At 58.3% G+C, this 23,960-nt stretch carries 21 protein-coding genes and 1 pseudogene; 17 read left to right on the top strand and 5 right to left on the bottom strand.

The features are described 5' to 3' along the window. Nucleotides 1–34: 34 nt before the first annotated feature. The gene (locus QF045_RS26360; RefSeq protein WP_306494664.1) at nt 35–1,729 is read right to left on the bottom strand and encodes a lactate permease LctP family transporter; all 1,695 of its coding nucleotides are present in this window, start codon (nt 1,727–1,729) and stop codon (nt 35–37) included. 250 nt (nt 1,730–1,979) lie between these two features. Between QF045_RS26360 and QF045_RS26355 the strand changes: the two genes are divergently transcribed. After that, a complete protein-coding gene (locus tag QF045_RS26355; RefSeq protein WP_306494663.1) occupies nt 1,980–2,747 on the top strand; it encodes an FCD domain-containing protein in 768 nt (255 codons plus the stop codon). 37 nt (nt 2,748–2,784) lie between these two features. On the opposite strand, the gene smpB is transcribed toward QF045_RS26355, so the two are convergent. Continuing rightward, entirely contained in the window at nt 2,785–3,267 is a 483-nt protein-coding gene (smpB, locus tag QF045_RS26350; RefSeq protein ID WP_003176160.1) for an SsrA-binding protein SmpB, read from the bottom strand. Nucleotides 3,268–3,436: 169 nt separating this feature from the next. Between smpB and QF045_RS26345 the strand changes: the two are divergent. After that, nucleotides 3,437–3,872, top strand: a pseudogene (locus QF045_RS26345) (type II toxin-antitoxin system RatA family toxin). Continuing rightward, nucleotides 3,865–4,167 carry an RnfH family protein gene (locus QF045_RS26340; RefSeq protein WP_306494662.1) on the top strand — a complete coding sequence of 101 codons (303 nt, stop codon included), beginning with the start codon at nt 3,865–3,867 and terminating at the stop codon, nt 4,165–4,167. Before QF045_RS26345 ends, QF045_RS26340 begins: the two are co-directional and overlap by 8 nt. A gap of 56 nt (nt 4,168–4,223) precedes the next feature. Here QF045_RS26340 and QF045_RS26335 read toward each other — a convergent pair whose 3' ends face one another. Next, nucleotides 4,224–4,751, bottom strand: coding sequence for an outer membrane protein assembly factor BamE (locus tag QF045_RS26335; RefSeq protein ID WP_306494661.1), 528 nt, complete (start codon nt 4,749–4,751; stop codon nt 4,224–4,226). 98 nt (nt 4,752–4,849) lie between these two features. Between QF045_RS26335 and fur the strand changes: the two genes are divergently transcribed. Then, nucleotides 4,850–5,254, top strand: coding sequence for a ferric iron uptake transcriptional regulator (gene fur / locus QF045_RS26330; protein ID WP_010562662.1), 405 nt, complete (start codon nt 4,850–4,852; stop codon nt 5,252–5,254). Between the two features lie 86 nt (nt 5,255–5,340). On the opposite strand, the gene recN is transcribed toward fur, so the two are convergent. Beyond that, nucleotides 5,341–7,014, bottom strand: coding sequence for a DNA repair protein RecN (gene recN / locus QF045_RS26325; RefSeq protein ID WP_306494660.1), 1,674 nt, complete (start codon nt 7,012–7,014; stop codon nt 5,341–5,343). A gap of 253 nt (nt 7,015–7,267) precedes the next feature. Between recN and grpE the strand changes: the two genes are divergently transcribed. From grpE to QF045_RS26285, 8 genes are all read left to right on the top strand, one after another. After that, complete coding sequence (gene grpE / locus QF045_RS26320) at nt 7,268–7,828, top strand: nucleotide exchange factor GrpE (protein WP_057725007.1); 561 nt, start codon at nt 7,268–7,270, stop codon at nt 7,826–7,828. 102 nt (nt 7,829–7,930) lie between these two features. Next, nucleotides 7,931–9,847: a molecular chaperone DnaK gene (dnaK, locus tag QF045_RS26315; protein ID WP_306494659.1), complete on the top strand. Its 1,917-nt coding sequence runs from the start codon at nt 7,931–7,933 to the stop codon at nt 9,845–9,847. A 317-nt stretch (nt 9,848–10,164) separates the two neighbouring features. Next, on the top strand, nt 10,165–11,289 hold the full coding sequence (gene dnaJ, locus QF045_RS26310; protein WP_124388246.1) for a molecular chaperone DnaJ: 1,125 nt from the start codon (nt 10,165–10,167) through the stop codon (nt 11,287–11,289). A gap of 10 nt (nt 11,290–11,299) precedes the next feature. Then, nucleotides 11,300–12,106: a 4-hydroxy-tetrahydrodipicolinate reductase gene (dapB, locus tag QF045_RS26305; RefSeq protein WP_306494658.1), complete on the top strand. Its 807-nt coding sequence runs from the start codon at nt 11,300–11,302 to the stop codon at nt 12,104–12,106. Between the two features lie 260 nt (nt 12,107–12,366). Next, entirely contained in the window at nt 12,367–13,503 is a 1,137-nt protein-coding gene (carA, locus tag QF045_RS26300; protein WP_306494657.1) for a glutamine-hydrolyzing carbamoyl-phosphate synthase small subunit, read from the top strand. A gap of 105 nt (nt 13,504–13,608) precedes the next feature. Then, the gene (gene carB / locus QF045_RS26295; RefSeq protein WP_306494656.1) at nt 13,609–16,830 is read left to right on the top strand and encodes a carbamoyl-phosphate synthase large subunit; all 3,222 of its coding nucleotides are present in this window, start codon (nt 13,609–13,611) and stop codon (nt 16,828–16,830) included. After that, the gene (gene greA, locus QF045_RS26290; RefSeq protein ID WP_306494655.1) at nt 16,827–17,303 is read left to right on the top strand and encodes a transcription elongation factor GreA; all 477 of its coding nucleotides are present in this window, start codon (nt 16,827–16,829) and stop codon (nt 17,301–17,303) included. Before carB ends, greA begins: the two co-directional genes overlap by 4 nt. A gap of 28 nt (nt 17,304–17,331) precedes the next feature. Further along, on the top strand, nt 17,332–17,736 hold the full coding sequence (locus tag QF045_RS26285) for an MFS transporter (protein ID WP_306494654.1): 405 nt from the start codon (nt 17,332–17,334) through the stop codon (nt 17,734–17,736). A 9-nt stretch (nt 17,737–17,745) separates the two neighbouring features. On the opposite strand, the gene QF045_RS26280 is transcribed toward QF045_RS26285, so the two are convergent. After that, nucleotides 17,746–18,054 (bottom strand): YhbY family RNA-binding protein, encoded by a 309-nt coding sequence (locus QF045_RS26280; protein ID WP_057725014.1) that lies wholly within the window; start codon nt 18,052–18,054, stop codon nt 17,746–17,748. A gap of 105 nt (nt 18,055–18,159) precedes the next feature. Here QF045_RS26280 and rlmE point away from each other — a divergent pair, with 105 nt between their 5' ends. From rlmE to tpiA, 5 genes are all read left to right on the top strand, one after another. Further along, entirely contained in the window at nt 18,160–18,810 is a 651-nt protein-coding gene (rlmE, locus tag QF045_RS26275) for a 23S rRNA (uridine(2552)-2'-O)-methyltransferase RlmE (RefSeq protein ID WP_032862906.1), read from the top strand. A 200-nt stretch (nt 18,811–19,010) separates the two neighbouring features. Continuing rightward, nucleotides 19,011–20,921, top strand: a complete 1,911-nt coding sequence (ftsH, locus tag QF045_RS26270) for an ATP-dependent zinc metalloprotease FtsH (RefSeq protein WP_306494653.1) — start codon at nt 19,011–19,013, stop codon at nt 20,919–20,921. Nucleotides 20,922–20,929: 8 nt separating this feature from the next. Next, a complete protein-coding gene (gene folP / locus QF045_RS26265) occupies nt 20,930–21,781 on the top strand; it encodes a dihydropteroate synthase (protein WP_306494652.1) in 852 nt (283 codons plus the stop codon). A gap of 16 nt (nt 21,782–21,797) precedes the next feature. After that, nucleotides 21,798–23,135, top strand: a complete 1,338-nt coding sequence (gene glmM / locus QF045_RS26260; RefSeq protein ID WP_306494651.1) for a phosphoglucosamine mutase — start codon at nt 21,798–21,800, stop codon at nt 23,133–23,135. A gap of 66 nt (nt 23,136–23,201) precedes the next feature. Then, nucleotides 23,202–23,957: a triose-phosphate isomerase gene (gene tpiA / locus QF045_RS26255; protein ID WP_306494650.1), complete on the top strand. Its 756-nt coding sequence runs from the start codon at nt 23,202–23,204 to the stop codon at nt 23,955–23,957. The last annotated feature ends 3 nt before the right edge of the window (nt 23,958–23,960 follow it).

Raw genomic sequence — 23,960 nt, 5'->3', positions numbered from 1 at the left:
CCGGCGTCGATTCTTACCCTATTACGTGCGCGTCTCAGTGCACCAGCATACCGGTGAACCAATACGCTTGCGCCAAGGTGATCAGCCCGACGAGGGTGGCAAAAAACAGGCTGTGCTTGAGGGTGAAGCGGAACAGGTCGGATTCTTTGCCCACCAGGCCGGTCGCCGCACAGGCGACGGCGATGGATTGCGGCGAGATCATTTTGCCGGTCACGCCACCGCTGGTGTTTGCCGCGACCAGCAAGGTGTCGTTGACGCCGATCTGGTGTGCGGTGGTGGCTTGCAACGAGCTGAACAGGGCATTGGACGAAGTGTCGGAGCCTGTCAGAAAAACCCCAAGCCAGCCGAGGAAAGGCGAGAAGAAGGGGAAGGCAGCGCCGGTGCCGGCCAGGACCAGGGCCATGGTGGACGACATGCCCGAATAGTTGGTGACAAAGGCGAAGGCCAGCACCATGCCGATGGACAGGATCGGCCAGCGCAGTTCGTAAAAGGTTTCTTTAAAAGTGGTAAGACCAGTTTTGAAGTCTATCTTCAGAACTGCCATCGAGATCAGCGCCGAGAAGAAAATCGCGGTGCCGGTTGCTGAAATCGGGTCCAGCTTGAACACGGCCGGGATGGCGGTGGGGTTGGTGACGATCGGTGCGACTTTGATCACCAGTTGGTCCAGGTGCGGGATCGCGAAGTTGAACACCCAGCTGTACATCGAGCCGCCGGCGGCGAACATCGCCTTGAAGGGTTTGAGGGTCCAGAGGGTGACCAGTACGGTGAGGATCAGGAACGGCGACCACGCCTTGAAAATCTGCCCCAGGCTGTACGGCGAAACAAGGGTGTTGCGTGGCAGGCCGAAGCCGCCAGCGCTGGCGGTGACCGCTGTGCTCGAGGTGGCGCCGGCAATCTGTGCGCCGGCGGTGCGCTTGGGTTGCCAGACTTTCAGGAACAAGGTCAGGGCGATCAGGCTGGCCAGTGCAGAGGTGATGTCCGGCAGTTCCGGGCCGATGAAGTTGGAGGTGAAATACTGTGTGACGGCGAAGCTCAAGCCCGCCACCAGGGCTGCGGGCCAGGTTTCGCGAACGCCGCGCAGGCCGTCCATCATGAACACCAACCAGAAGGGCACGAACAACGACAGCAATGGCAGTTGGCGGCCGGTCATCGCGCCGATCTTGAACGCGTCGATGCCGGTGACTTGGCCTGCAACGATGATCGGGATGCCCAGCGCGCCAAAGGCGACGGGGGCGGTGTTGGCAATCAGGCACAGGCCGGCGGCATAGAGCGGGTTGAAACCCAGGCCTACCAGCAGCGCGGCGGTAATGGCCACGGGCGCACCGAAACCGGCCGCACCTTCGAGGAAGGCGCCGAAGCAGAAACCGATCAGCAGGACTTGCAGGCGTTGATCGTCGGTAATCGACAGGACCGAGCTGCGGATGATTTCGAACTGGCCGCTCTTGACTGTCAACTTGTAGAGAAATACCGCGGCCACGATGATCCACGCAATCGGCCACAAACCATAGGCAAAGCCATAGCCGGCGGCGGCAAGGGCCATGTCTACCGGCATCTGAAAGGCGAAGATGGCGACCAGGATCGACAGCGCGAGGGTGATGCTGCCGGCCACGTGCCCCTTGAGGCGGAATACGGCCAGGGCCAGGAAGAAAAATACGATGGGGATAACGGCGGCCAATGCAGATACGCCGAGACTGCCGAGAGGGCTGTAGAGCTGTTGCCAGGTTTGCATATGGGGTGGCCCCTGATTGTTGTTGTTTGTATGGCTTGGGTAATTGGTAATACCAATTTACAGTCGCTGTGGGCTAGATTAAGAGGCCAGGCAGGGGTGTGTCAATTTGCCGCCTGCGAAACTTTGGTCGTACGCAGGGCGTTGATTGTTCTGATCGGCTGAATCGAGGGCGTTCTGATAGGTGCCGCGCGCGCGGCGATAGGCCAGAATAGAGGCCCCGGCGAGTGGTCGGGATGGTGGAGAGTGGGTTATGGGGTTTGATCAGGTGCGTCAGCGCCGTTTGTCTGACGATATTGTCGAGCAGCTTGAGGGCATGATCCTTGAGGGCACGTTGAAGTCGGGCGAGCGTTTGCCGGCCGAGCGCGCTTTGGCTGAGCAATTTGGCGTGTCGCGCCCTTCGTTGCGGGAAGCGATCCAGAAGCTGGCGGCCAAGGGGTTGTTGGTCAGCCGTCAGGGCGGAGGCAATTATGTCGTGGAGTCGCTCGGGTCGACCTTTAGCGACCCTCTGTTGCATTTGCTGGAAAACAATCCTGAGGCGCAGCGGGACTTGCTGGAGTTTCGCCAGACGCTTGAAGCTTCCTGTGCCTACTACGCGGCATTACGTGCAACCGAAGTTGATCGTGAGCGGCTGAAGGCGGCTTTCGAAGCGTTGCAGGATTGCTATGCGCGTGCCGATGAGGTGAGTCGAGTAGAGGAGGGTGCTGCTGATGCGAGGTTTCACCTGGCCATTGCTGAGGCCAGTCATAACGCCGTGTTGCTGCATACCATTCGCGGGCTGTTTGATCTGCTCAAGCGTAATGTGGTGACCAACATTGGCGGCATGTATCAGCAGCGCAGCGAGACCCGCGACATGCTGATCAGTCAGCATCGCGACCTGTACCTGGCAATTATTGAAGGGCGGGCCGAGCAGGCGCGGGAGATTTCAACACGTCACCTGCTGTATGTGCAGGAAGTGCTGGAGGAGGTGCGTCAGGAGGTTCAGCGCGTAGCCCGGGCGGAGCGACGCAAGGGCCTGTAGCCTCGGGCGGGTAGCCCGAAGCTGCAGCGTCACAAGGTTATTCTTCCTTGCCCTTGTTGCGCACCGCGCGATGCAATTCGCGATTGGAGTCGCGCTCGCGTTCGGTATCGCGTTTGTCGTATTCCTTCTTGCCCTTGCCCAGTGCAATCTCGCACTTGACCAGGTGCTTGCTCCAGTACCAGGACAAGCAGATGCACGCGTAGCCTTTCTGTTGCACGGCCGCAGCGAGTTTTTCCAGCTCGCGGGCATTGAGCAGCAGTTTGCGCGTGCGCACCGGGTCGGCAATCACGTGGGTGCTCGCAGTGGTCAGCGGGGTGATATGACTGCCAAGCAGCCATGCCTCGCCATCCTTGAGCAGCACATAGCTGTCGACCAGCTGCAGCTTGCTGGCACGCAGACTCTTTACTTCCCAGCCGGCCAGGACCAGACCAGCCTCGAACCGATGTTCGATGAAGTAATCGTGTCGCGCCTTTTTATTTTGCGCGATGGTCCCTGTGGGGTGTTTCTTTTGTTTAGCCATAGGGGCGGCATTATAGGGAGTTGCGAGCGTGTCGGCTACGGTCAACCTGCGTGCTTGAGCGTGTTGGACGAATCCCGGACAATGCCGGCAGTACTTTGGTTTTTTTCTCTCGCGGATCTGGCTGTTCTTTCGCGATGTTTGCCCGCTCAGCTGTGGAAATAACGCTCACATGACGACGCATATTCAACGTTCGGCCCTGCTGCCCTATCCCGCACAGGCGCTCTATGACCTGGTCAACGACGTGGCGCGTTACCCGGAATTCCTGCCGTGGTGCTCGACAGCCGAGGTGCTGGAGAGCGGTGACGAGCACATGGTTGCCAGCGTCGGCGTAGCCAAGGGTGGGCTTAGCCAGCACTTTGTTACGCGAAATGTGCTGGTGCCTGGAAAATCCATCGAGATGAATCTGCAGGAGGGGCCGTTCACCCAGTTGCAATGGTGTATGGGTATTCAAGGCGCTGACGGACAAGGCCTGCAAGATCAGCCTGGACCTGTCGTTCGATTATGCCGGCCCCATTGTTCGGGCGACGTTGGGACCTTTATTCAATCAGGCGGCGAATACGCTGGTGGATGCGTTCTGTGAGCGAGCCAAGCAACTGCATGGTTGAGATTGAAGTGGTACACGCCGCCATTGATCGCCAGGTTTTACTTCAGGTGACGGTTCCGGTGGGCACGAGCCTGAGGGCGGCGGTGCGAATGTCGGGGATCGCTGAGCAATTTGCGCAGCTGGCGCTGGCGGAATGCCCTTTGGGGATCTTCGGTAAGGTGGTTGCGGACGCCGACGTGCGTGTTGTGCAGCCCAGTGACCGAATCGAAATCTACCGGCCGTTGCTGGCAGATCCCAAGGAAGTGCGCAGGCAACGTGCTGCCAAGGCGGCGAAGGCCAGGCAGCAGGGCTTATAAATCAGCCAGACAACAAAAAGCCCGGCATGCCGGGCTTTTTGTTGAGTGTCGCTTTGTTACTGCGGGCTGGTGTCCAGAGGCTGTGGCGTCGGGACGGGCACGGTCTCCACGCCATCGACGTCTTTCTGGATCTGGTCCAGCAAGGAGCCTGGCTTGGCCGGCACCTCGGATTTCGGCTTCTCGGCTTCCTGCGCAGGGGCGGTCACGCTGGTGCCGGTGTCCTTGCCCAGTAGGGCTTCATCGCGGCTTACGCCAGGCATGAAGTCACCGGACAGACTGACAAGCTGGTCATTGCCATTGAAAATGACGCTGACGCGCTCCTGCTGGCGCTCACCGCCGCCAGGCTGGATGCTGTAGAGATAATCCCAGCGATCGGCATGGAAAGTGTCGGTCAGCAGGGGGTTACCCATGATAAACCGTACTTGCCGTCGGGTCATTCCCGGGCGTAACTGGTCTATCATGTCCTGCGTGACGACATTGCCCTGCTGGATGTCGATTTTGTAAACCCCGGGGAATGAACAACCGGCGAGTGCGAGCAGTCCCACAAAGGTGAAACTGGTTAGCAAGAGCTTGGTGTTTTGCATCGGTGGGCGACTTCCACTATCTTGGCTGGGACAACGTAAACGCCGATCATACCCGTATTAAGAGAAGCTGCGAAGCAGCATCCGCGAGAAAGCTAACCATGGTTGAAAATAGCGAACTACGCAAAGCCGGTCTCAAAGTGACTCTGCCCCGAGTCAAGATTCTACAAATGCTCGATTCTGCCGAGCAGCGCCACATGAGTGCCGAGGACGTTTACAAGGCGCTGATGGAGTCTAATGAAGACGTTGGCCTGGCCACGGTTTACCGTGTCCTGACCCAGTTTGAAGCCGCAGGGCTGGTGGTTCGTCATAATTTCGACGGCGGTCATGCAGTGTTTGAATTGGCCGATGGCGGGCACCACGACCATATGGTTGATCTGGATACCAATGAGGTTATCGAGTTCACCAGCCCTGCGATCGAAAAGCTCCAGCACGAAATTGCCGAGGAGCATGGATTCGATTTGGTGGACCATAATCTGGTGCTGTACATCCGTAAGAAAAAGTAAAAATCGTCGCAGATTTGCTCTGCGAAACGATTGAAGGCGACCTTAAGGTCGCCTTCGTGCTTTATATAAGAAGGAAAATGCTCGTCTCAAGCCTTTGCGGCGACGACCATTTTTTTCGCATGAGCCAGGGACTCCTTGGTCAAATCAATACCGCCGAGCATCCGCGCCACTTCTTCCACGCGCTCCGACTTGTTCAGCTTGGACACGGCTGTGCGCGTCGCGTCGCTGCCTCGCACCTTGTGCACGAACAAATGCTGATGCCCTTGGGCTGCCACTTGCGGTAAGTGGGTCACGGTAAGTACTTGGCCACGCTCCCCCAGGCGTCGCAATAACTGACCGACAATCTCGGCAGTCGGGCCGCCAATGCCAACGTCCACCTCATCGAATACCAGTGTCGGCACCCGCGAGGTTTGTGCGGTGATGACCTGGATTGCCAGACTGATCCGTGAAAGCTCGCCGCCGGAGGCGACTTTTGCCAGGGCTTTGAGCGGTTGCCCCGGGTTGGCGCTTACCAGAAGCTCGACCTGTTCGAGTCCATGGGGCTGTAGCTCATTGGTGGTGTTGGCATTCAATTGGATGGTGAAACGACCACCAGGCATGCCCAGGCGCTGGATTTCCTGTTCCACGGCGCCGGCCAGTCGGGTAGCAGCCTGCTGGCGAAGGTCGCTCAGCTCGCGAGCCTTTTCCTGATAGTGGCGAGCAAAGGAGGCGAGTTCTTCGCCGAGGCGTTCGATGGACTCGTCGTTTGCGTTCAGGGTCTCGATTTCGTCCATCAGCTTTTGCTGCATTGCCGCTACTTCGGTTGGCTGGATCCGATGTTTGCGCGCCAGGGTGTAGATGGTGTCCAGTCGCTCTTCTATTTCCTGCAGGCGTGCCGGGTCGGCGTCGAAATGATCCAGAAAGCGGTTCAGCTCACCGACCGCTTCCTCTACCTGAATTTGTGCACTGGTCAGCAAGGTGGTGGCTTCACTCAGTGAGCCGGATGCGTTATTCACGCTGGACAGGCGATTGAGGCTCGCCGTCAGTGCATTAAGCACATTGCCCGAATCGCTTTCGCTGCATTGCTCGACCACCTGGCGGCAGATACCCAGCAGCGTCTCGGCGTTGGTCAGGTTCTTGTGTTCCTGCTCAAGCTGCTCCAATTCGGTCTCACCCAGGCCCAGGCTTTCAAGCTCTTCGAGTTGATAGCTGAGCAATTGATGGCGAGCGCGTTGCTCGTCGCCGGAGTTGGAAAGGCGTTCCAGTTCCTGGCGGGTCTGGCGCCAGCGTTGGGCGGCCAGTTGAACCTGGCGAGCAAGATCGGTGGCGCCGGCATACTCGTCGAGCAGGCGGCGATGAGTGTCGGTTTTAAGCAGCGATTGGTGTTCATGCTGGCTGTGGATATCGATCAGCAGTTCGCCCAGGGCTTTCAGGTCGCCGAGGGGGCAGGGCGTGCCGTTGATATAGCCACGTGAGCGCCCTTCGGCGGTGATCACCCGGCGCAGAATGCACGGCCCTTCGTTGTTGAGGTCGCGCTCGGCCAGCCAGGTTTCGGCTTCGGGAATGTCGCCCAGGTCGAAGGTGGCCAGGATGTCGGCTTTGTCGGCACCGGGGCGCACCACGCCGCTGTCGGCGCGATCACCCAGTGTCAGGCCCAGTGCGTCGAGCATGATCGACTTGCCGGCGCCGGTCTCGCCTGTGATTACGCTCATGCCGCGATCCAGTTCGAGATCCAGATGTTCAACGATGGCGTAGTTATGTACGGACAGGTGCACGAGCATGAAGGTCGCTCCCAGGCTTTAGGTCTGGTTATTTATACAGTGTTTTGTTCCGGGCTGACAATCCTGCGGCTTAGCTCGATTTGCTTGGAAGTCGGTTTTTTTTAGTGCAATGCGAAATCTAGCGCCGGAAAACAACCGGGAGACACGAAAGACTTTTGGTAACGCCTGCGCCCTTGAACCTGAAAATTGTGGCCCCATATACCGGAACAGAAGCGCGAGTTGAGTTCGCGCATGATTTTGAAAGGAGAAATCTATGGCTGACGAACAGACGCAGGATACGCAAACGCCAGACGCCAATTCGGCTGCCGGCGATGAACTGGGTACTCGTGTGCAAGTGCTGGAAGAGCAATTGGCCGCAGCGCAGGATCAGTCGTTGCGTGTTGCCGCCGATCTGCAGAACGTCCGCCGCCGTGCCGAGCAGGACGTAGAAAAGGCTCACAAATTCGCGTTGGAGAAATTCGCCAATGACCTGCTGCCGATTATCGACAGCCTGGAACGTGGCCTTGAACTGTCCAATCCGGATGATGAAAACATCCGCCCGATGCGCGAAGGGATCGAACTGACCCTGAAAATGTTCCAGGACACCCTGAAGCGTTATCAGTTGGAAGCCATCGATCCACAAGGCGGTGAGCCGTTCAATGCCGAGCATCATCAGGCGATGGCGATGCAGGAAAGTCACGACCTTGAGCCTAACAGCGTATTGAAGGTGTTCCAGAAGGGCTATCTGCTCAATGGTCGCCTGTTGCGCCCGGCGATGGTGGTGGTGAGCAAGGCTCCTGCACCCGTTTCGCCTTCTATTGATGAGCAGGCTTGAAATCCGCCGCAAGGCCCCCATTTATAAGTCAAGCGTTTAAGTGCTACCGCAGTTAGCCACAACTGCTGCGGCAACCAAATTCAAGTTTCGGGAGAGTCAATCATGGGCAAAATTATCGGTATCGACCTGGGGACCACCAACTCGTGTGTCTCGGTCATGGAAAACGGCAAGGCCAAAGTTATCGAAAACGCTGAAGGCGCGCGTACCACGCCGTCCATCATCGCATACGCCAACGACGGCGAAATCCTGGTGGGCCAGTCGGCCAAGCGTCAGGCTGTTACCAACCCGCACAACACTCTGTACGCGGTAAAGCGTCTGATCGGCCGTAAGTTCGACGAAGAAGTCGTACAGAAAGACATCAAGATGGTGCCTTACAAAATCGCCAAGGCTGACAACGGTGACGCCTGGGTTGAAGTAAATGGCAACAAGATGTCTGCACCGCAGATTTCGGCTGAAGTCTTGAAAAAGATGAAGAAGACTGCCGAAGACTACCTCGGTGAAACCGTGACCGAGGCGGTGATTACCGTTCCGGCCTACTTCAACGACAGCCAGCGCCAGGCAACCAAAGACGCCGGCCGCATCGCGGGTCTGGACGTAAAACGTATCATCAACGAACCTACCGCCGCCGCCCTGGCTTACGGTATGGACAAGGCCAAAGGCGACCACACTGTGATCGTTTATGACCTGGGTGGTGGTACGTTCGACGTGTCGGTCATCGAAATCGCTGAAGTGGATGGCGAGCACCAGTTCGAAGTGCTGGCTACCAACGGCGACACCTTCCTGGGTGGTGAAGACTTCGACATTCGTCTGATCGACTACCTCGTTGACGAATTCAAGAAAGAAAGCGGCATGAACCTCAAGGGTGACCCGCTGGCAATGCAGCGCCTGAAAGAAGCTGCTGAGAAGGCCAAGATCGAATTGTCGTCGAGCATGTCCACCGACGTGAACCTGCCGTACATCACTGCAGACGCTACCGGTCCTAAGCACTTGAACGTGAAGATCTCTCGCGCCAAGTTGGAAGCACTGGTTGAAGACCTGGTTCAGCGCACCATCGAGCCTTGCCGCATCGCACTGAAAGACGCGGGTATCGACGTTGGCGCCATCAACGACGTGATTCTGGTCGGTGGCCAGACTCGTATGCCGCTGGTGCAGCAGAAAGTAACCGAGTTCTTCGGTAAAGAAGCACGTAAAGACGTGAACCCGGACGAAGCGGTTGCCATGGGTGCTGCCATCCAGGGTGCGGTGTTGGCCGGTGACGTGAAGGACGTGCTGCTGCTGGACGTCAGCCCGCTGACCCTGGGTATCGAAACCATGGGTGGCGTGATGACCGCGCTGATCGAGAAAAACACCACGATTCCTACCAAGAAATCTCAGGTGTTCTCGACTGCCGATGACAACCAGGGTGCAGTGACTATTCACGTACTGCAAGGTGAGCGTAAGCAAGCTGCGCAGAACAAGTCCCTGGGCAAGTTCGACTTGGCTGAGATTCCACCAGCACCTCGTGGCGTGCCGCAAATTGAAGTGACTTTCGACATCGACGCCAACGGTATCCTGCACGTTGGTGCGAAAGACAAGGCTACCGGTAAAGAGCAGAAGATCACCATCAAGGCCAACTCCGGTCTGTCTGATGAAGAAATTCAACAGATGATTCGTGATGCTGAAGCCAACGCCGATGCGGATGCCAAGTTTGCTGAGCTGGCTGGCGCCCGTAACCAGGGTGATGCGCTGGTTCACTCCACGCGCAAAATGGTCGCTGATGCGGGCGACAAGGTAACCGACGAAGAGAAAACCGCAATCGAAGCTGCTGTAGTTGCCCTGGAAGCCGCTATCAAAGGCGACGACAAGGCTGCTATCGAAGCCAAGGTTGAGGAGCTGTCGAAGGTTTCCGCGCCAGTGGCTCAGAAAATGTACGCCGAGCAAGGCCAGCCGGCCGAAGGTGCTGCACAGCAAGCAGAACCTGAAGCCAAGCACGACGATGCTGTCGATGCCGAGTTCGAAGAAGTCAAAGACCACAAGTAACTTGGTCGCCCGGTTGACCGCTCACAAGCGGTGACTGGTAGGATGTCGCCGCGCGGGAGCTTGCTCCCGCGTTGGCGTGTCTGGGGTATGCGAATTTTTACAGCATGCGACAGCGTTCGGATGCTGGCGGTGTGATCGGGAATGCTCCTGCTTTCCGAGCAGTAAATACCGCATTTTTAGTCGGGTGACCGGCTAAAAGTAGTAATGACCAGGATCGTTGAATTGACGTGAGTTGGGTCCGGGCCTTCATTGGGGCTCAACGAGTTTGGCGAGGCTCAGGAGGGTCTGGCTGAACGTCCTTAAGAGTGCAAAGACTTATGGCAAAGCGTGACTATTACGAAGTATTGGGTGTGGAGCGTGGCTCCAGCGAGGCGGACCTGAAGAAGGCTTACCGTCGCCTGGCGATGAAGCACCACCCGGACCGTAATCCGGACAGCAAAGAGTCCGAAGAAATGTTCAAAGAGGCCAATGAGGCCTACGAATGTCTGTCTGATCCCAACAAGCGTGCAGCCTACGACCAGTATGGGCATGCCGGCGTCGACCCGAGCATGGGTGGCGGTGGTGCCGGTTTTGGTGGCCAGAACTTCTCCGATATCTTCGGTGATGTGTTCAGTGATTTCTTCGGTGGTGGCCGTGGCGGCCAGCGTGGCGGTGCCCAACGTGGCAGTGACTTGCGCTACACCTTGGAGCTGAACCTGGAAGAAGCCGTGCGTGGCACCAGTGTCAATATCCGTGTGCCGACGCTGGTCAACTGCAAGCCGTGCGATGGCTCGGGTGCAAAGAAAGGCTCTTCGCCCATCACCTGCCCGACCTGTGGCGGTATTGGCCAGGTGCGCATGCAGCAGGGTTTCTTCTCGGTGCAGCAAACCTGCCCGCGTTGCCATGGCCAGGGCAAGATCATTTCCGATCCGTGCGATTCCTGCCACGGCGAAGGTCGTGTCGAAGAGTACAAGACGCTTTCGGTGAAGGTGCCGGCGGGCGTGGATACCGGCGACCGCATCCGTCTGTCGGGTGAGGGCGAGGCGGGTACTCAGGGTGGCCCTACCGGCGACCTGTACGTGGTCATCAATGTGCGCGAGCACTCGATCTTCCAGCGCGATGGCAAGCATCTGTTCTGTGAAGTGCCCATCAGCTTTGTCGACGCAGCGCTGGGTGGCGAGTTGGAGATTCCGACCCTTGATGGTCGGGTCAAGCTCAAGATTCCTGAGGGTACGCAGACCGGTAAACAGTTCCGCATCCGTGGCAAGGGTGTTGCGCCCGTGCGCGGTGGTGGTGCTGGCGACCTGATGTGTCGTGTGGCGGTGGAAACCCCCGTCAACCTGAATCGCCGTCAGCGTGAGTTGCTTGAAGAGTTCCGCAGTTCATTGGCGGGTGATGACTCTCACTCGCCAAAAACCACGGGCTTTTTCGATGGCGTGAAGCGCTTCTTCGGCGACCTGTAAGGAAGTGAGTATGCGACGTATAGCCGTAATGGGTGCTGCCGGACGCATGGGCAAGACACTGGTCGAAGCGGTGCAACTGCGCTCGCCGGCGTCTGGGCTGACCGCGGCCATCGTTCGTCCGGGCAGTACGCTGATCGGTGCGGATGCCGGTGAGTTGGCCTCGCTGGGCCGTATCGGCGTTTCGTTGTCCGGCAGCCTGGAGCAGGTGGCGGACGAGTTCGACGTGTTGATCGACTTCACGCTGCCAGAGGTGATGCTGAAAAACCTCGCGTTCTGCCGTAAAGCAGGCAAGGCGATGGTGATCGGCACTACGGGTTTGACGCTTGAGCAGAAACAATTGCTGGTGGAGGCGGGCAAGGATATTCCTATCGTCTTCGCCGCCAACTTCAGCGTTGGTGTGAACCTCTCGCTCAAGCTGCTTGATATGGCGGCGCGCGTGCTGGGGGATGAGGCCGATATCGAGATCATCGAGACCCATCATCGCCACAAGATCGACGCACCTTCGGGCACGGCGCTGCGCATGGGCGAGGCGATTGCCGATGCGCTGGGCCGCGACTTGTCGAAGGTGGCGGTGTACGGCCGCGAAGGCCATACCGGTGCGCGCGCGCGCGACACTATTGGTTTTGCAACCGTGCGCGGTGGCGATGTGGTGGGTGATCACACTGTACTGTTCGCCTCCGAGGGCGAGCGCCTGGAAATCACGCACAAGGCGTCCAGTCGCATGACGTTTGCCAAGGGGGCGGTACGTGCTGCGCTCTGGCTGGAAGGCCGCGAGGCGGGCCTCTATGACATGCGTGATGTGCTCGATCTGCACTAATCAGTAGCTAAAACAGGGGCCCAGGCTTATGCTGGGCCCTCGTTTTTACCCGCTAGGCGACGTCCTGTCGCATTCTCCTGCCTTTAAGGCTCAATTAGCGGTGGACCCAAAAAGCCTTTTTCTGTAAGCTACAGCTTTAGTGTGTCCACTAAAAGCGCGCAGAATAATTCAGTGAAGAAGCGGGGTGACGTGTCCATACGTCACTCCGCTTTTTTACAACCTGCGATCGCCCTTTCAGGCTTTATTTACGGGAGGTCTTCTTGACTAAGCCAGCCATACTCGCCCTTGCTGATGGCAGCATTTTTCGCGGCGAAGCCATTGGAGCCGACGGTCAAACCGTTGGAGAGGTAGTGTTTAACACTGCCATGACCGGCTATCAGGAAATCCTTACTGATCCTTCCTACGCCCAGCAGATCGTTACCCTGACCTATCCGCACATCGGCAACACCGGTACCACACCGGAAGACGTCGAGTCTGATCGTGTCTGGTCGGCCGGTCTGGTGATTCGCGATCTGCCGCTGGTCGCGAGCAACTGGCGTAACACGATGTCGCTGTCCGATTACCTGAAAGCCAACAACGTTGTGGCGATCGCCGGTATCGATACGCGCCGCCTGACGCGCATCCTGCGTGAGAAAGGCTCGCAGAACGGCTGCATCATGGTCGGTGACAATATTTCCGAAAAGGCGGCGATTGCCGCAGCGCAAGGTTTCCCTGGCCTGAAAGGCATGGACCTGGCGAAAGTCGTCAGCGTCAAAGAGAAGTACGAGTGGCGCTCCACTGTCTGGGATCTGAAGACCGACAGTCACGCGACCATCGACGCTGCCGAGTTGCCCTATCACGTGGTTGCCTACGACTACGGCGTCAAATACAACATCCTGCGCATGCTGGTCGAGCGTGGCTGCCGCGTAACCGTGGTGCCTGCACAGACCCCGGCCAGCGAAGTGCTCGCCCTGCAACCGGACGGCGTGTTCCTGTCCAACGGCCCGGGTGACCCTGAGCCATGCGACTACGCCATCCAGGCGATCAAGGAAGTGCTGGAAACCGAGATTCCGGTATTCGGTATCTGCCTGGGCCACCAGTTGCTGGCCCTGGCCTCCGGCGCCAAAACCCTGAAAATGGGACACGGCCACCATGGTGCCAACCACCCTGTGCAAGATCTGGACACCGGCGTTGTAATGATCACCAGCCAGAACCACGGTTTTGCGGTGGATGAAGCGACACTGCCGGCTAACGTGCGTGCCATTCACAAGTCGCTGTTCGACGGTTCCCTGCAGGGCATCGAGCGCACCGACAAGAGCGCGTTCAGCTTCCAGGGCCACCCTGAAGCCAGCCCGGGCCCGAACGACGTAGCGCCGCTGTTCGACCGTTTCATCAATGAGATGGCCAAGCGACGCTGACTGAGCGGCGTGCGGGCGGCCCCTGATTTCGGTGGCCCCCGCAGGCTCTTCAAAGATTGTTCAAGACGGCTTGCCGACTGACCTGCGGATTTGAGTGACAAACCCATGCCAAAACGTACAGACATAAAAAGCATCCTGATTCTCGGCGCCGGCCCGATCGTAATCGGCCAGGCCTGCGAATTCGACTACTCCGGCGCCCAGGCCTGTAAAGCCCTGCGCGAGGAGGGTTACCGCGTCATCCTGGTGAACTCCAACCCCGCCACCATCATGACCGACCCGGCCATGGCCGACGCCACCTACATCGAACCGATCAAATGGCAGACCGTCGCCAAGATCATCGAAACAGAGCGTCCGGATGCGCTGTTGCCCACCATGGGCGGCCAGACCGCACTGAACTGCGCCCTGGACCTGGAGCGCGAAGGCGTCCTGGAAAAGTTCGGCGTAGAGATGATCGGTGCCAACGCCGACACCATCGACAAGGCTGAAGACCGTTCGCGTTTCGACAAGGCGATGAAGTCCATCGGCCTCGACTGCCCGCGCTCCGGTATTGCCCACAGCATGGAAGAGGCCAACGCCGTTCTCGAAAAGCTGGGCTTCCCCTGCATTATCCGTCCGTCCTTCACCATGGGCGGCACCGGTGGCGGCATTGCTTACAACCGTGAAGAGTTCGAAGAAATCTGCGCGCGCGGCCTGGACCTGTCGCCGACCAAAGAGCTGCTGATCGACGAATCCCTGATCGGCTGGAAAGAATATGAGATGGAGGTTGTCCGCGATAAGAAGGACAACTGCATCATCGTCTGCTCCATCGAAAACTTTGACCCGATGGGCGTGCACACCGGTGACTCGATCACCGTGGCTCCAGCGCAGACCCTGACGGACAAGGAATACCAGATCATGCGTAACGCCTCGTTGGCGGTATTGCGTGAGATCGGCGTTGAAACCGGCGGCTCCAACGTTCAGTTCGGCATCTGCCCGGACACAGGTCGCATGGTCGTGATCGAGATGAACCCGCGTGTGTCGCGTTCTTCCGCGCTGGCATCGAAAGCGACTGGTTTCCCGATCGCGCGTATCGCTGCCAAGCTGGCTATCGGCTACACCCTGGACGAGCTGCAAAACGAAATCACCGGCGGCGCCATGCCGGCGTCTTTCGAGCCGTCTATCGACTATGTCGTGACCAAGCTGCCGCGCTTTGCCTTTGAAAAGTTCGCCAAGGCTGATGCGCGCCTGACCACACAGATGAAGTCGGTCGGTGAAGTCATGGCGATTGGCCGGACTTTCCAGGAGTCCCTGCAGAAAGCCCTGCGCGGCCTGGAAGTCGGTGTTTGCGGCCTGGACGAGAAGCTCGATCTGAGCAACCCGGAAAGCATGAGCATCCTCAAGCGCGAACTGACCGTGCCGGGCGCCGAGCGTATCTGGTACGTGGCTGACGCCTTCCGCGCCGGCCTGAGCGTCGAAGATATCTTCGGCATGAACATGATCGACCCGTGGTTCCTGGTGCAGATCGAAGATCTGATCAAGGAAGAAGAGAAGGTCAAGACCCTCGGTCTGTCGTCTATCGACCGCGACCTGATGTTCCGCCTCAAGCGCAAAGGTTTCTCCGACCAACGCCTGGCCAAGCTGCTGGGTGTGACCGAGAAGAACCTGCGTACCCATCGTCACAAGCTGGATATCTTCCCGGTCTACAAGCGCGTTGACACTTGCGCAGCCGAGTTCGCCACCGACACCGCGTACATGTACTCCACCTATGAGGAAGAGTGCGAAGCCGCGCCGTCGGGTCGCGACAAGATCATCATCCTGGGCGGCGGTCCGAACCGTATCGGCCAGGGCATCGAGTTCGACTATTGCTGCGTACACGCCGCCCTTGCACTGCGCGAAGACGGGTACGAGACCATCATGGTCAACTGCAACCCGGAAACCGTTTCCACTGACTACGACACGTCCGACCGTCTGTACTTCGAGCCGGTGACGCTGGAAGACGTATTGGAAATCTGTCGCGTCGAGAAGCCAAAAGGCGTGATCGTTCAGTACGGCGGTCAAACCCCGCTGAAACTGGCGCGTGCCCTGGAAGCAGCCGGCGTGCCGATCATCGGTACCAGTCCGGACGCCATCGACCGCGCCGAAGACCGCGAGCGCTTCCAGCAAATGGTTGAGCGCCTGAACCTGCGTCAGCCGCCGAACGCCACCGTGCGCAGCGAAGACGAAGCGATTCGCGCAGCCAGCAAGATCGGCTATCCGCTGGTGGTGCGTCCGTCCTACGTACTGGGCGGCCGCGCGATGGAAATCGTCTACGAAGAAGAAGAGCTCAAGCGTTACCTGCGCGACGCCGTGAAAGTGTCCAACGACAGCCCGGTGCTGCTCGACCACTTCCTCAACTGCGCCATCGAAATGGACGTTGACGCGGTGTGCGACGGTACCGACGTGGTCATCGGCGCGATCATGCAGCACATCGAACAGGCTGGCGTTCACTCCGGTGACTCCGCGTGCTCGCTGCCGCCGTACTCGCTGCCTGCGCATATCCAGGACGAGATGCGCGAGCAGGTCAAGAAAATGGCCCTGGAGCTGGGTGTTGTCGGCCTGATGAACGTCCAGTTGGCGCTGCAAGGCGAAGACATTTACGTCATCGAGGTCAACCCGCGTGCTTCGCGTACCGTACCGTTCGTGTCCAAGTGCATCGGCGTGTCCCTGGCCATGATCGCTGCCCGCGTAATGGCCGGTAAGACCCTAAAGGAAATCGGCTTCACCAAGGAAATCATTCCGAACTTCTACAGTGTGAAAGAGGCGGTGTTCCCATTCGCCAAATTCCCTGGTGTGGACCCGATCCTAGGCCCGGAAATGAAGTCCACCGGTGAAGTGATGGGTGTGGGCGACACCTTCGGCGAAGCATTCGCCAAGGCTCAGATGGGCGCCAGCGAAGTGCTGCCGACCGGCGGTACCGCGTTCATCAGTGTGCGTGATGACGACAAGCCACTGGTTGCGGGTGTGGCCCGTGATCTGATCAACTTGGGCTTTGAAGTCGTGGCTACCGCCGGGACCGCCAAGCTGATCGAAGCTGCCGGCCTGAAAGTACGTCGCGTGAACAAGGTGACGGAAGGCCGTCCGCATGTGGTCGACATGATCAAGAACGACGAAGTCACGCTGATCATCAACACCACCGAAGGTCGCCAGTCGATCGCGGACTCCTACTCCATTCGTCGTAATGCCCTGCAGCACAAGATCTATTGCACCACTACCATCGCTGCAGGCGAAGCTATCTGCGAAGCGCTCAAGTTCGGTCCGGAAAAGACCGTGCGCCGCTTGCAGGATCTACACGCAGGATTGAAGGCATGACCAAATATCCAATGACCGTCCAGGGCTTCAAGGCCCTGGAAGAAGAGCACGCCCATCTGACCAAGGTCGTACGTCCAAAGCTGAGCCAGGACATCGGTACGGCCCGCGAGCTGGGTGACTTGAAGGAAAACGCCGAATACCACGCCGCTCGTGAGCAGCAAGGCATGGTCGAGGCTCGTATCCGTGATATCGAAGGCCGCCTGCAGAACTCGGTGGTGATCGATGTGACGACCATTCCTCACACCGGCAAAGTGATTTTCGGTACGACTGTCGAAATCGCCAACGTTGAAACCGACGAACGTGTGGTCTACCACATCGTCGGCGAAGACGAGGCTGACTTCAAACTCGGCAAGATCTCTGTTGGTTCGCCGCTGGCCCGCGCCTTGATTGCCAAGGAAGAAGGCGATGTGGTTGCCGTGAAAACGCCGAGCGGCGTGATCGAGTACGAGATTGTCGAAGTTCGTCATATCTGAAAGACGGCGCCCGCTTCGTGCGGGCGCCATGCTTTGGCAGCTCTCCCAGATGCTCTGGGTCGGTGGTCTATGGTTGTTGCACATTGGCGTGTTGCCGGCGCTGGGTTTGATAGGCCTGGCACCTTTGCTGATCGATGAGATCGGTGGGCTGCTGACTACCTTGCTGGTGAGTTTTGCTGCAGCGTGCGTGATGCTCCAGGCGTTGGTGCTGGTCAGGGCTGAAGGCTTGGGGAGTTTGTGGCGGGATATACGCGGCCAGCTCCTGCTGATGGCGCTGTATGCGTGCGCAATGTATTGCATTGTGCATGTGTGGCTACCGCAAGCGTTGCGCTGGCAGTTGTTCAGCTATCTTGTACTAGGGTTTTCTGGCTTGGTGCTGGCGATACAGCCTGCGCCGGGATGGAGTGGCGGGGCGCGCAAAGCACGCCCTTGACCCTTGTCGTCATTTGAAACGATGTACGTTCGACAGTTGCTTGTTGACGCTGAAGTTCTTGCGATGCAGCAGCGCCATCTTGCCGATAACCTGAACCAGGTCCGCTTTGCCAACCTTGCACAGTTCTGCAACGGCGGCCAGACGCGCTTCGCGATCAAGGATATTGACCTTGATTTTGATCAGTTCATGATCATTGAGTGCGCGTTCGAATTCGGCTAACACACCTTCAGTCAAACCATTGTCTGCCACAATCAGAACTGGTTTCAGATGGTGGCCAATGGATTTGTACTGTTTCTTCTGCTCTTGAGTGAGCGGCATAATCTGACCCCTGCGTCTGATCTTGTAAAAAGCGGCGGCCAGTTTACCCGAGCGAGTCCGGGACCGCCCAGTTAATCACGACCCGTTTTATTTTCGAGGTGGCCCGTGGCCCGTTCCAAAACCAGCCTTAAGTGGCTACAAGAGCATTTCAACGATCCTTACGTCAAAAAGGCGCAAAAGGACGGCTACCGTTCCCGGGCTAGTTACAAGCTGCTGGAGATCCAGGACAAGGACAAACTGATCCGGCCTGGTATGAGCGTTATCGACCTCGGCGCGGCTCCCGGGGGCTGGTCTCAAGTGACCAGTCGTCTGATTGGCGGTCAAGGCCGCTTGATCGCTTCCGACATCCTGGAAATGGACAGCATCCCGGATGTGACCTTTGTTCATGGGGACTTCACTCAGGACGCCGTGCTCGCGCAGATTCTCGAGGCCGTCGGAAATTCGCAGGTAGACCTTGTGATTTCCGACATGGCCCCCAATATGAGTGGATTACCGGCTGTTGATATGCCGCGCGCCATGTTCCTGTGCGAGTTGGCACTGGATCTGGCAGGGCGGGTATTGCGTCCGGGGGGTGATTTTCTGGTCAAAGTCTTCCAAGGCGAGGGTTTTGACGAGTACCACAAGAACATCCGCAAGCTGTTTGACAAAGTCCAGACGCGTAAACCTGACTCTTCCCGGGACAGGTCCCGTGAGCAATACCTCCTGTGCCGCGGCTTTCGCGGTGTGGAAGGCGCGGCGAGCGAAGAGCGTTTTTGAGAAAATGGAGGAGGGCGATAGGTTTTTTTATATCGCTTTCGTCACGAAGCTTTACGAATATTGTGTGGTCAAAGTTTCACAAAGGGTTACAGACGGCGCCTGCCAGTGTTGTAGGTAATGTAGTAAGTTAGGCCGGTGAATATCATGCGAAGCGCGCGCCAGTAGCGGAGCTTGCTTCAGAGGGTAGTTAATTGAACGATATGGCAAAGAATCTGATCCTGTGGTTGATCATCGCGGCTGTCCTGGTGACGGTGATGAACAACTTCTCCAGCCCTAACGAGCCGCAGACCCTCAACTATTCCGACTTCATCCAGCAAGTTAAGGATGGCAAGGTCGAGCGCGTAGCGGTTGACGGCTACGTGATCACCGGCAAGCGTATTGATGGCGACAGCTTCAAGACCATTCGTCCGGCCATTCAGGACAACGGTCTGATCGGCGACCTGGTGGACAACAAGGTCGTTGTGGAAGGCAAGCAGCCTGAACAGCAGAGCATCTGGACCCAGCTCCTTGTGGCCAGCTTCCCGATCCTGGTGATTATCGCCGTGTTCATGTTCTTCATGCGCCAGATGCAAGGCGGCGCGGGAGGCAAGGGCGGGCCGATGAGCTTCGGCAAGAGCAAGGCGCGCCTGCTTTCGGAGGACCAGGTGAAAACGACCCTGGCCGATGTCGCCGGTTGCGACGAAGCCAAGGAAGAAGTCGGCGAGTTGGTCGAGTTCCTGCGCGATCCCGGCAAGTTCCAGCGCCTGGGCGGGCGTATTCCTCGCGGCGTGCTGATGGTCGGCCCGCCGGGTACCGGTAAAACCTTGCTGGCCAAGGCGATTGCCGGCGAAGCCAAGGTGCCGTTCTTCACCATTTCGGGTTCCGACTTTGTCGAGATGTTCGTCGGCGTCGGTGCCAGCCGTGTTCGCGATATGTTCGAGCAGGCCAAGAAACACGCACCTTGCATCATCTTCATTGACGAAATCGACGCCGTTGGTCGCCATCGTGGCGCCGGCATGGGTGGCGGTCATGACGAACGTGAGCAGACCCTCAACCAGTTGCTGGTGGAGATGGACGGTTTCGAGATGAATGACGGCATTATCGTCATCGCCGCAACCAACCGCCCGGACGTATTGGACCCTGCGCTGCTGCGTCCAGGCCGTTTCGACCGTCAGGTCGTGGTTGGCCTGCCCGACATCCGTGGTCGCGAGCAGATCCTCAAAGTACATATGCGCAAAGTGCCAATGGGTGACGACGTGGCTCCGGCCGTGATTGCCCGTGGGACTCCCGGCTTCTCCGGTGCAGACCTTGCCAACCTGGTGAACGAGGCTTCGTTGTTCGCAGCCCGTACCGGCAAGCGCATCGTTGAAATGAAAGAGTTCGAGTTGGCCAAGGACAAGATCATGATGGGCGCCGAGCGCAAATCCATGGTCATGTCCGAGAAGGAGAAGCAGAACACCGCTTATCACGAGGCTGGTCACGCCATTGTTGGTCGCGTTGTGCCTGAGCATGACCCGGTCTATAAGGTATCGATCATTCCTCGCGGTCGCGCGCTCGGTGTGACCATGTTCCTGCCGGAAGAGGATCGCTACAGCCTCTCCAAGCGCGCACTGATCAGCCAGATCTGCTCTCTGTACGGCGGCCGGATTGCCGAAGAAATGACGCTGGGCTTCGACGGGGTAACCACCGGCGCTTCCAACGACATCATGCGTGCCAGCCAGATCGCACGAAACATGGTGACGAAGTGGGGGTTGTCGGAAAAGCTCGGTCCCTTGATGTATGCCGAGGAAGAAGGTGAAGTATTCCTGGGGCGTGGCGGTGGCGGTCAAAGCGCCAGTTTCTCCGGGGAGACAGCCAAGCTGATCGATTCCGAGGTGCGCAGTATCATTGACCAGTGCTACGGCACGGCCAAGCAGATCCTCACCGACAACCGCGACAAGCTGGACGCGATGGCGGATGCGCTCATGAAGTACGAGACCATTGATGCCGATCAGATCGACGACATCATGTCGGGTCGTCCGCCTCGGGAGCCTCGCGACTGGGAAGGCGGTTCAGGTACCTCCGGTACTCCGCCGGTGGTGCAGAACGAGCGTCCTGAAGCCCCGATTGGCGGCCCTGCAGCTGATCATTAAGGTTTGAAATGATTCTTGCGTCGTCCTCCACCCGGTTGCCTTGCGGCAACCGGGTTCTTGATTTGGCCCATACACATGTCATGGGCATCCTGAATGTAACTCCAGACTCGTTTTCCGATGGCGGCCGCTTCAGCCGGCAGGACGCTGCGTTGCGTCATGCGGAATCGATGGTGGCTGCTGGTGCGACGTTGATTGATGTCGGCGGCGAGTCAACCCGGCCTGGGGCTCGCGTTGTTTCTCCTGTGGAGGAGTTGGAGCGAGTGGCGCCGATTGTCGAGCGTATCGCCCGTGAGCTGGACGTGATCATCTCTGTGGATACATCAACGCCTGCGGTAATGCGTGAAACGGCGCGCTTGGGTGCGGGGCTCATCAACGATGTGCGTTCGTTGCAGCGTGACGGTGCCCTCGACGCCGCTGCAGCGACTGGTCTGCCTGTGTGCCTGATGCATATGCTGGGCGAGCCCGGAAATATGCAGGATAATCCGCACTACGACGATCTGGTTGGCGAGGTGGGGGATTTTCTTGCCGGCAGGGTCGCTCAATGCGCCTCCGTGGGTATTGCTCCGGAAAAGATCATCCTTGATCCGGGGTTTGGCTTTGCCAAGACCCTGCAACATAATTTAAGCCTGTTCAAGCATATGGAGGCCCTGCATGCCCTTGGTCGGCCGCTGTTGGTCGGTGTTTCACGCAAGAGCATGATAGGGCAGGCCTTGAATCGTCCGGTTGGTGAGCGCCTGTTTGGTGGCCTTGCGCTTGCTGCGCTGGCCGTGACCAAGGGCGCTCGTATTTTGCGTGTGCACGATGTCGCCGAGACGGTGGACGTGGTGCGCATGATTGCCGCTGTGGAATCAGCCGAATAAGAATGATGGAGCACTCATGACTAAGAAATATTTTGGCACCGACGGTATTCGTGGTCGGGTCGGCGAATTTCCGATTACCCCTGATTTCATGCTCAAGCTGGGTTGGGCGGCAGGTATGGCGTTCCGCAGCATGGGCGCTTGCCGCATCCTGGTAGGCAAGGACACGCGTATCTCAGGCTACATGTTTGAATCTGCACTGGAAGCGGGTTTGTCCGCCGCCGGCGCCGATGTGATGCTGCTGGGCCCGATGCCGACGCCGGCGATCGCCTACCTGACGCGTACCTTTCACGCTGAAGCCGGTATCGTGATCAGTGCCTCGCACAACCCGCATGACGACAACGGCATCAAGTTCTTCTCGGGGCAGGGCACCAAATTGCCCGACGAGATCGAGCTGATGATCGAAGAGCTGTTGGATGCGCCGATGACAGTGGTCGAGTCCAGTAAGCTGGGCAAGGTTTCGCGTATCAATGATGCGTCCGGTCGCTACATCGAATTCTGTAAGAGCAGCGTCCCGAGCAGCACCAATTTTGCCGGGCTGAAGATCGTCGTCGATTGCGCCCACGGTGCGACCTACAAGGTGGCGCCGAGTGTCTTCAAAGAGCTTGGCGCACAGGTAACCGTGCTGTCCGCTCAGCCTAACGGTTTGAACATCAATGACAACTGCGGCTCCACGCATATGGAGCAGTTGCAGGCTGCGGTTCTGGCTGAACATGCGGACCTGGGCATCGCATTTGATGGCGATGGCGACCGTGTGCTGATGGTGGATCACACCGGCATGATCGTGGATGGCGATGATTTGCTGTTCATCATTGCCCGCGACTTGCATGAGCGTAACAAGCTGCAGGGTGGCGTCGTTGGCACCTTGATGAGTAACCTCGGGCTTGAATTGGCCTTGGCAGAGCTGGGCATTCCCTTCATTCGCGCCAATGTCGGTGACCGTTATGTGATTGCCGAGTTGCTGGAGCGTAACTGGCTGGTGGGCGGCGAGAACTCCGGGCATGTTGTGTGCTTCCAGCACACCACGACGGGCGACGCTATTATCGCGGCACTGCAGGTGCTCCTGGCCTTGCGTCGTCGTGACGAAAGCCTGGCACAAGCGCGACAGGCGCTGCGCAAGTGTCCGCAGGTGCTGCTTAATGTGCGTTTTTCCGGCGGCGCAAATCCGATCGAGCACCCTTCTGTCAAAGAAGCTTGCGAGCGCGTGACTCAGGCGATGGCTGGGCGTGGACGTGTGTTATTGCGCAAGTCTGGCACAGAGCCGCTAGTGCGCGTCATGGTCGAGGGCGAGGACGAGATACAGGTTCGCGGTCACGCCGAAGACCTGGCAAAACTGGTAACTGAAGTTTGCGCCTGAATTCGGCTTGCCAGTGGTGATGTGGTTGGGTAACATCTGCGCCCACTTTGACCGACGGGGTACAGCATGCGTCGCACTATGGTAGCTGGTAACTGGAAGATGCACGGTACCCGCGCCAGTGTCGCTGAGCTGATCAATGGCCTTCGTCACTTGGCCTTGCCTAGCGGTGTTGATGTAGCGGTGTTCCCGCCTTGCTTGCATATCAACCAAGTGGTTGATGGCTTGAAAGGCAAGTCGATTCAGGTCGGCGCGCAGAATTCTGCGGTGGAGCCCATGCAAGGTGCGTTGACCGGTGAGATTTCGCCGAGTCAGCTGGTTGATGCGGGTTGTTCCTATGTGCTTGTCGGGCACTCCGAGCGTCGTCAGATGATGGGCGAGCGTGACGGGACCCTCAACCGCAAGTTCGCAGCGGCACAGGCTTGTGGCTTGATTCCAGTGTTGTGCATAGGGGAAACCCTTGAACAGCGCGAATCAGGCAAGACTCTTGAGATTGTCTCGCGTCAGCTGGGCAGCATCATCGAGGAGCTGGGTGTTGGTGCATTTGCAAAGGCAGTAATTGCTTACGAGCCGGTCTGGGCCATTGGTACCGGGCTGACTGCTACACCGCAACAGGCGCAGGATGTGCACGCAGCCATCCGCGCGCAGTTGGCGGCAGAGAATTCTGAGGTCGCGCAAGGTGTGCGGCTTCTATACGGCGGCAGCGTGAAGGCGGCCAATGCGGTCGAACTGTTCGGCATGCCGGATATCGATGGGGGGCTCATTGGTGGAGCTTCCCTGAATGCAGATGAGTTCGGTGCGATCTGTCGCGCCGCGGGAAACTGAAAA

Source organism: Pseudomonas sp. W4I3 (assembly GCF_030816195.1).
Taxonomy (GTDB): domain Bacteria; phylum Pseudomonadota; class Gammaproteobacteria; order Pseudomonadales; family Pseudomonadaceae; genus Aquipseudomonas.
This window is presented reverse-complemented; position numbering and strand designations above follow the sequence as displayed.

Bases quoted from the DNA above. Each gene is read 5' to 3' on its own strand.
- QF045_RS26340 (WP_306494662.1), top strand. From the start codon at position 3,865: ATGGTTGAGATTGAAGTGGTACACGCCGCCATTGATCGCCAGGTTTTA.
- carB (WP_306494656.1), top strand. From the start codon at position 13,609: ATGCCAAAACGTACAGACATAAAAAGCATCCTGATTCTCGGCGCCGGC.
- dapB (WP_306494658.1), top strand. From the start codon at position 11,300: ATGCGACGTATAGCCGTAATGGGTGCTGCCGGACGCATGGGCAAGACA.
- dnaJ (WP_124388246.1), top strand. From the start codon at position 10,165: ATGGCAAAGCGTGACTATTACGAAGTATTGGGTGTGGAGCGTGGCTCC.
- greA (WP_306494655.1), top strand. From the start codon at position 16,827: ATGACCAAATATCCAATGACCGTCCAGGGCTTCAAGGCCCTGGAAGAA.
- dnaK (WP_306494659.1), top strand. From the start codon at position 7,931: ATGGGCAAAATTATCGGTATCGACCTGGGGACCACCAACTCGTGTGTC.
- fur (WP_010562662.1), top strand. From the start codon at position 4,850: ATGGTTGAAAATAGCGAACTACGCAAAGCCGGTCTCAAAGTGACTCTG.
- QF045_RS26285 (WP_306494654.1), top strand. From the start codon at position 17,332: ATGCTTTGGCAGCTCTCCCAGATGCTCTGGGTCGGTGGTCTATGGTTG.
- QF045_RS26335 (WP_306494661.1), bottom strand. From the start codon at position 4,751: ATGCAAAACACCAAGCTCTTGCTAACCAGTTTCACCTTTGTGGGACTG.
- grpE (WP_057725007.1), top strand. From the start codon at position 7,268: ATGGCTGACGAACAGACGCAGGATACGCAAACGCCAGACGCCAATTCG.
- QF045_RS26355 (WP_306494663.1), top strand. From the start codon at position 1,980: ATGGGGTTTGATCAGGTGCGTCAGCGCCGTTTGTCTGACGATATTGTC.
- smpB (WP_003176160.1), bottom strand. From the start codon at position 3,267: ATGGCTAAACAAAAGAAACACCCCACAGGGACCATCGCGCAAAATAAA.
- QF045_RS26280 (WP_057725014.1), bottom strand. From the start codon at position 18,054: ATGCCGCTCACTCAAGAGCAGAAGAAACAGTACAAATCCATTGGCCAC.
- ftsH (WP_306494653.1), top strand. From the start codon at position 19,011: ATGGCAAAGAATCTGATCCTGTGGTTGATCATCGCGGCTGTCCTGGTG.
- recN (WP_306494660.1), bottom strand. From the start codon at position 7,014: ATGCTCGTGCACCTGTCCGTACATAACTACGCCATCGTTGAACATCTG.
- tpiA (WP_306494650.1), top strand. From the start codon at position 23,202: ATGCGTCGCACTATGGTAGCTGGTAACTGGAAGATGCACGGTACCCGC.
- glmM (WP_306494651.1), top strand. From the start codon at position 21,798: ATGACTAAGAAATATTTTGGCACCGACGGTATTCGTGGTCGGGTCGGC.
- QF045_RS26360 (WP_306494664.1), bottom strand. From the start codon at position 1,729: ATGCAAACCTGGCAACAGCTCTACAGCCCTCTCGGCAGTCTCGGCGTA.
- folP (WP_306494652.1), top strand. From the start codon at position 20,930: ATGATTCTTGCGTCGTCCTCCACCCGGTTGCCTTGCGGCAACCGGGTT.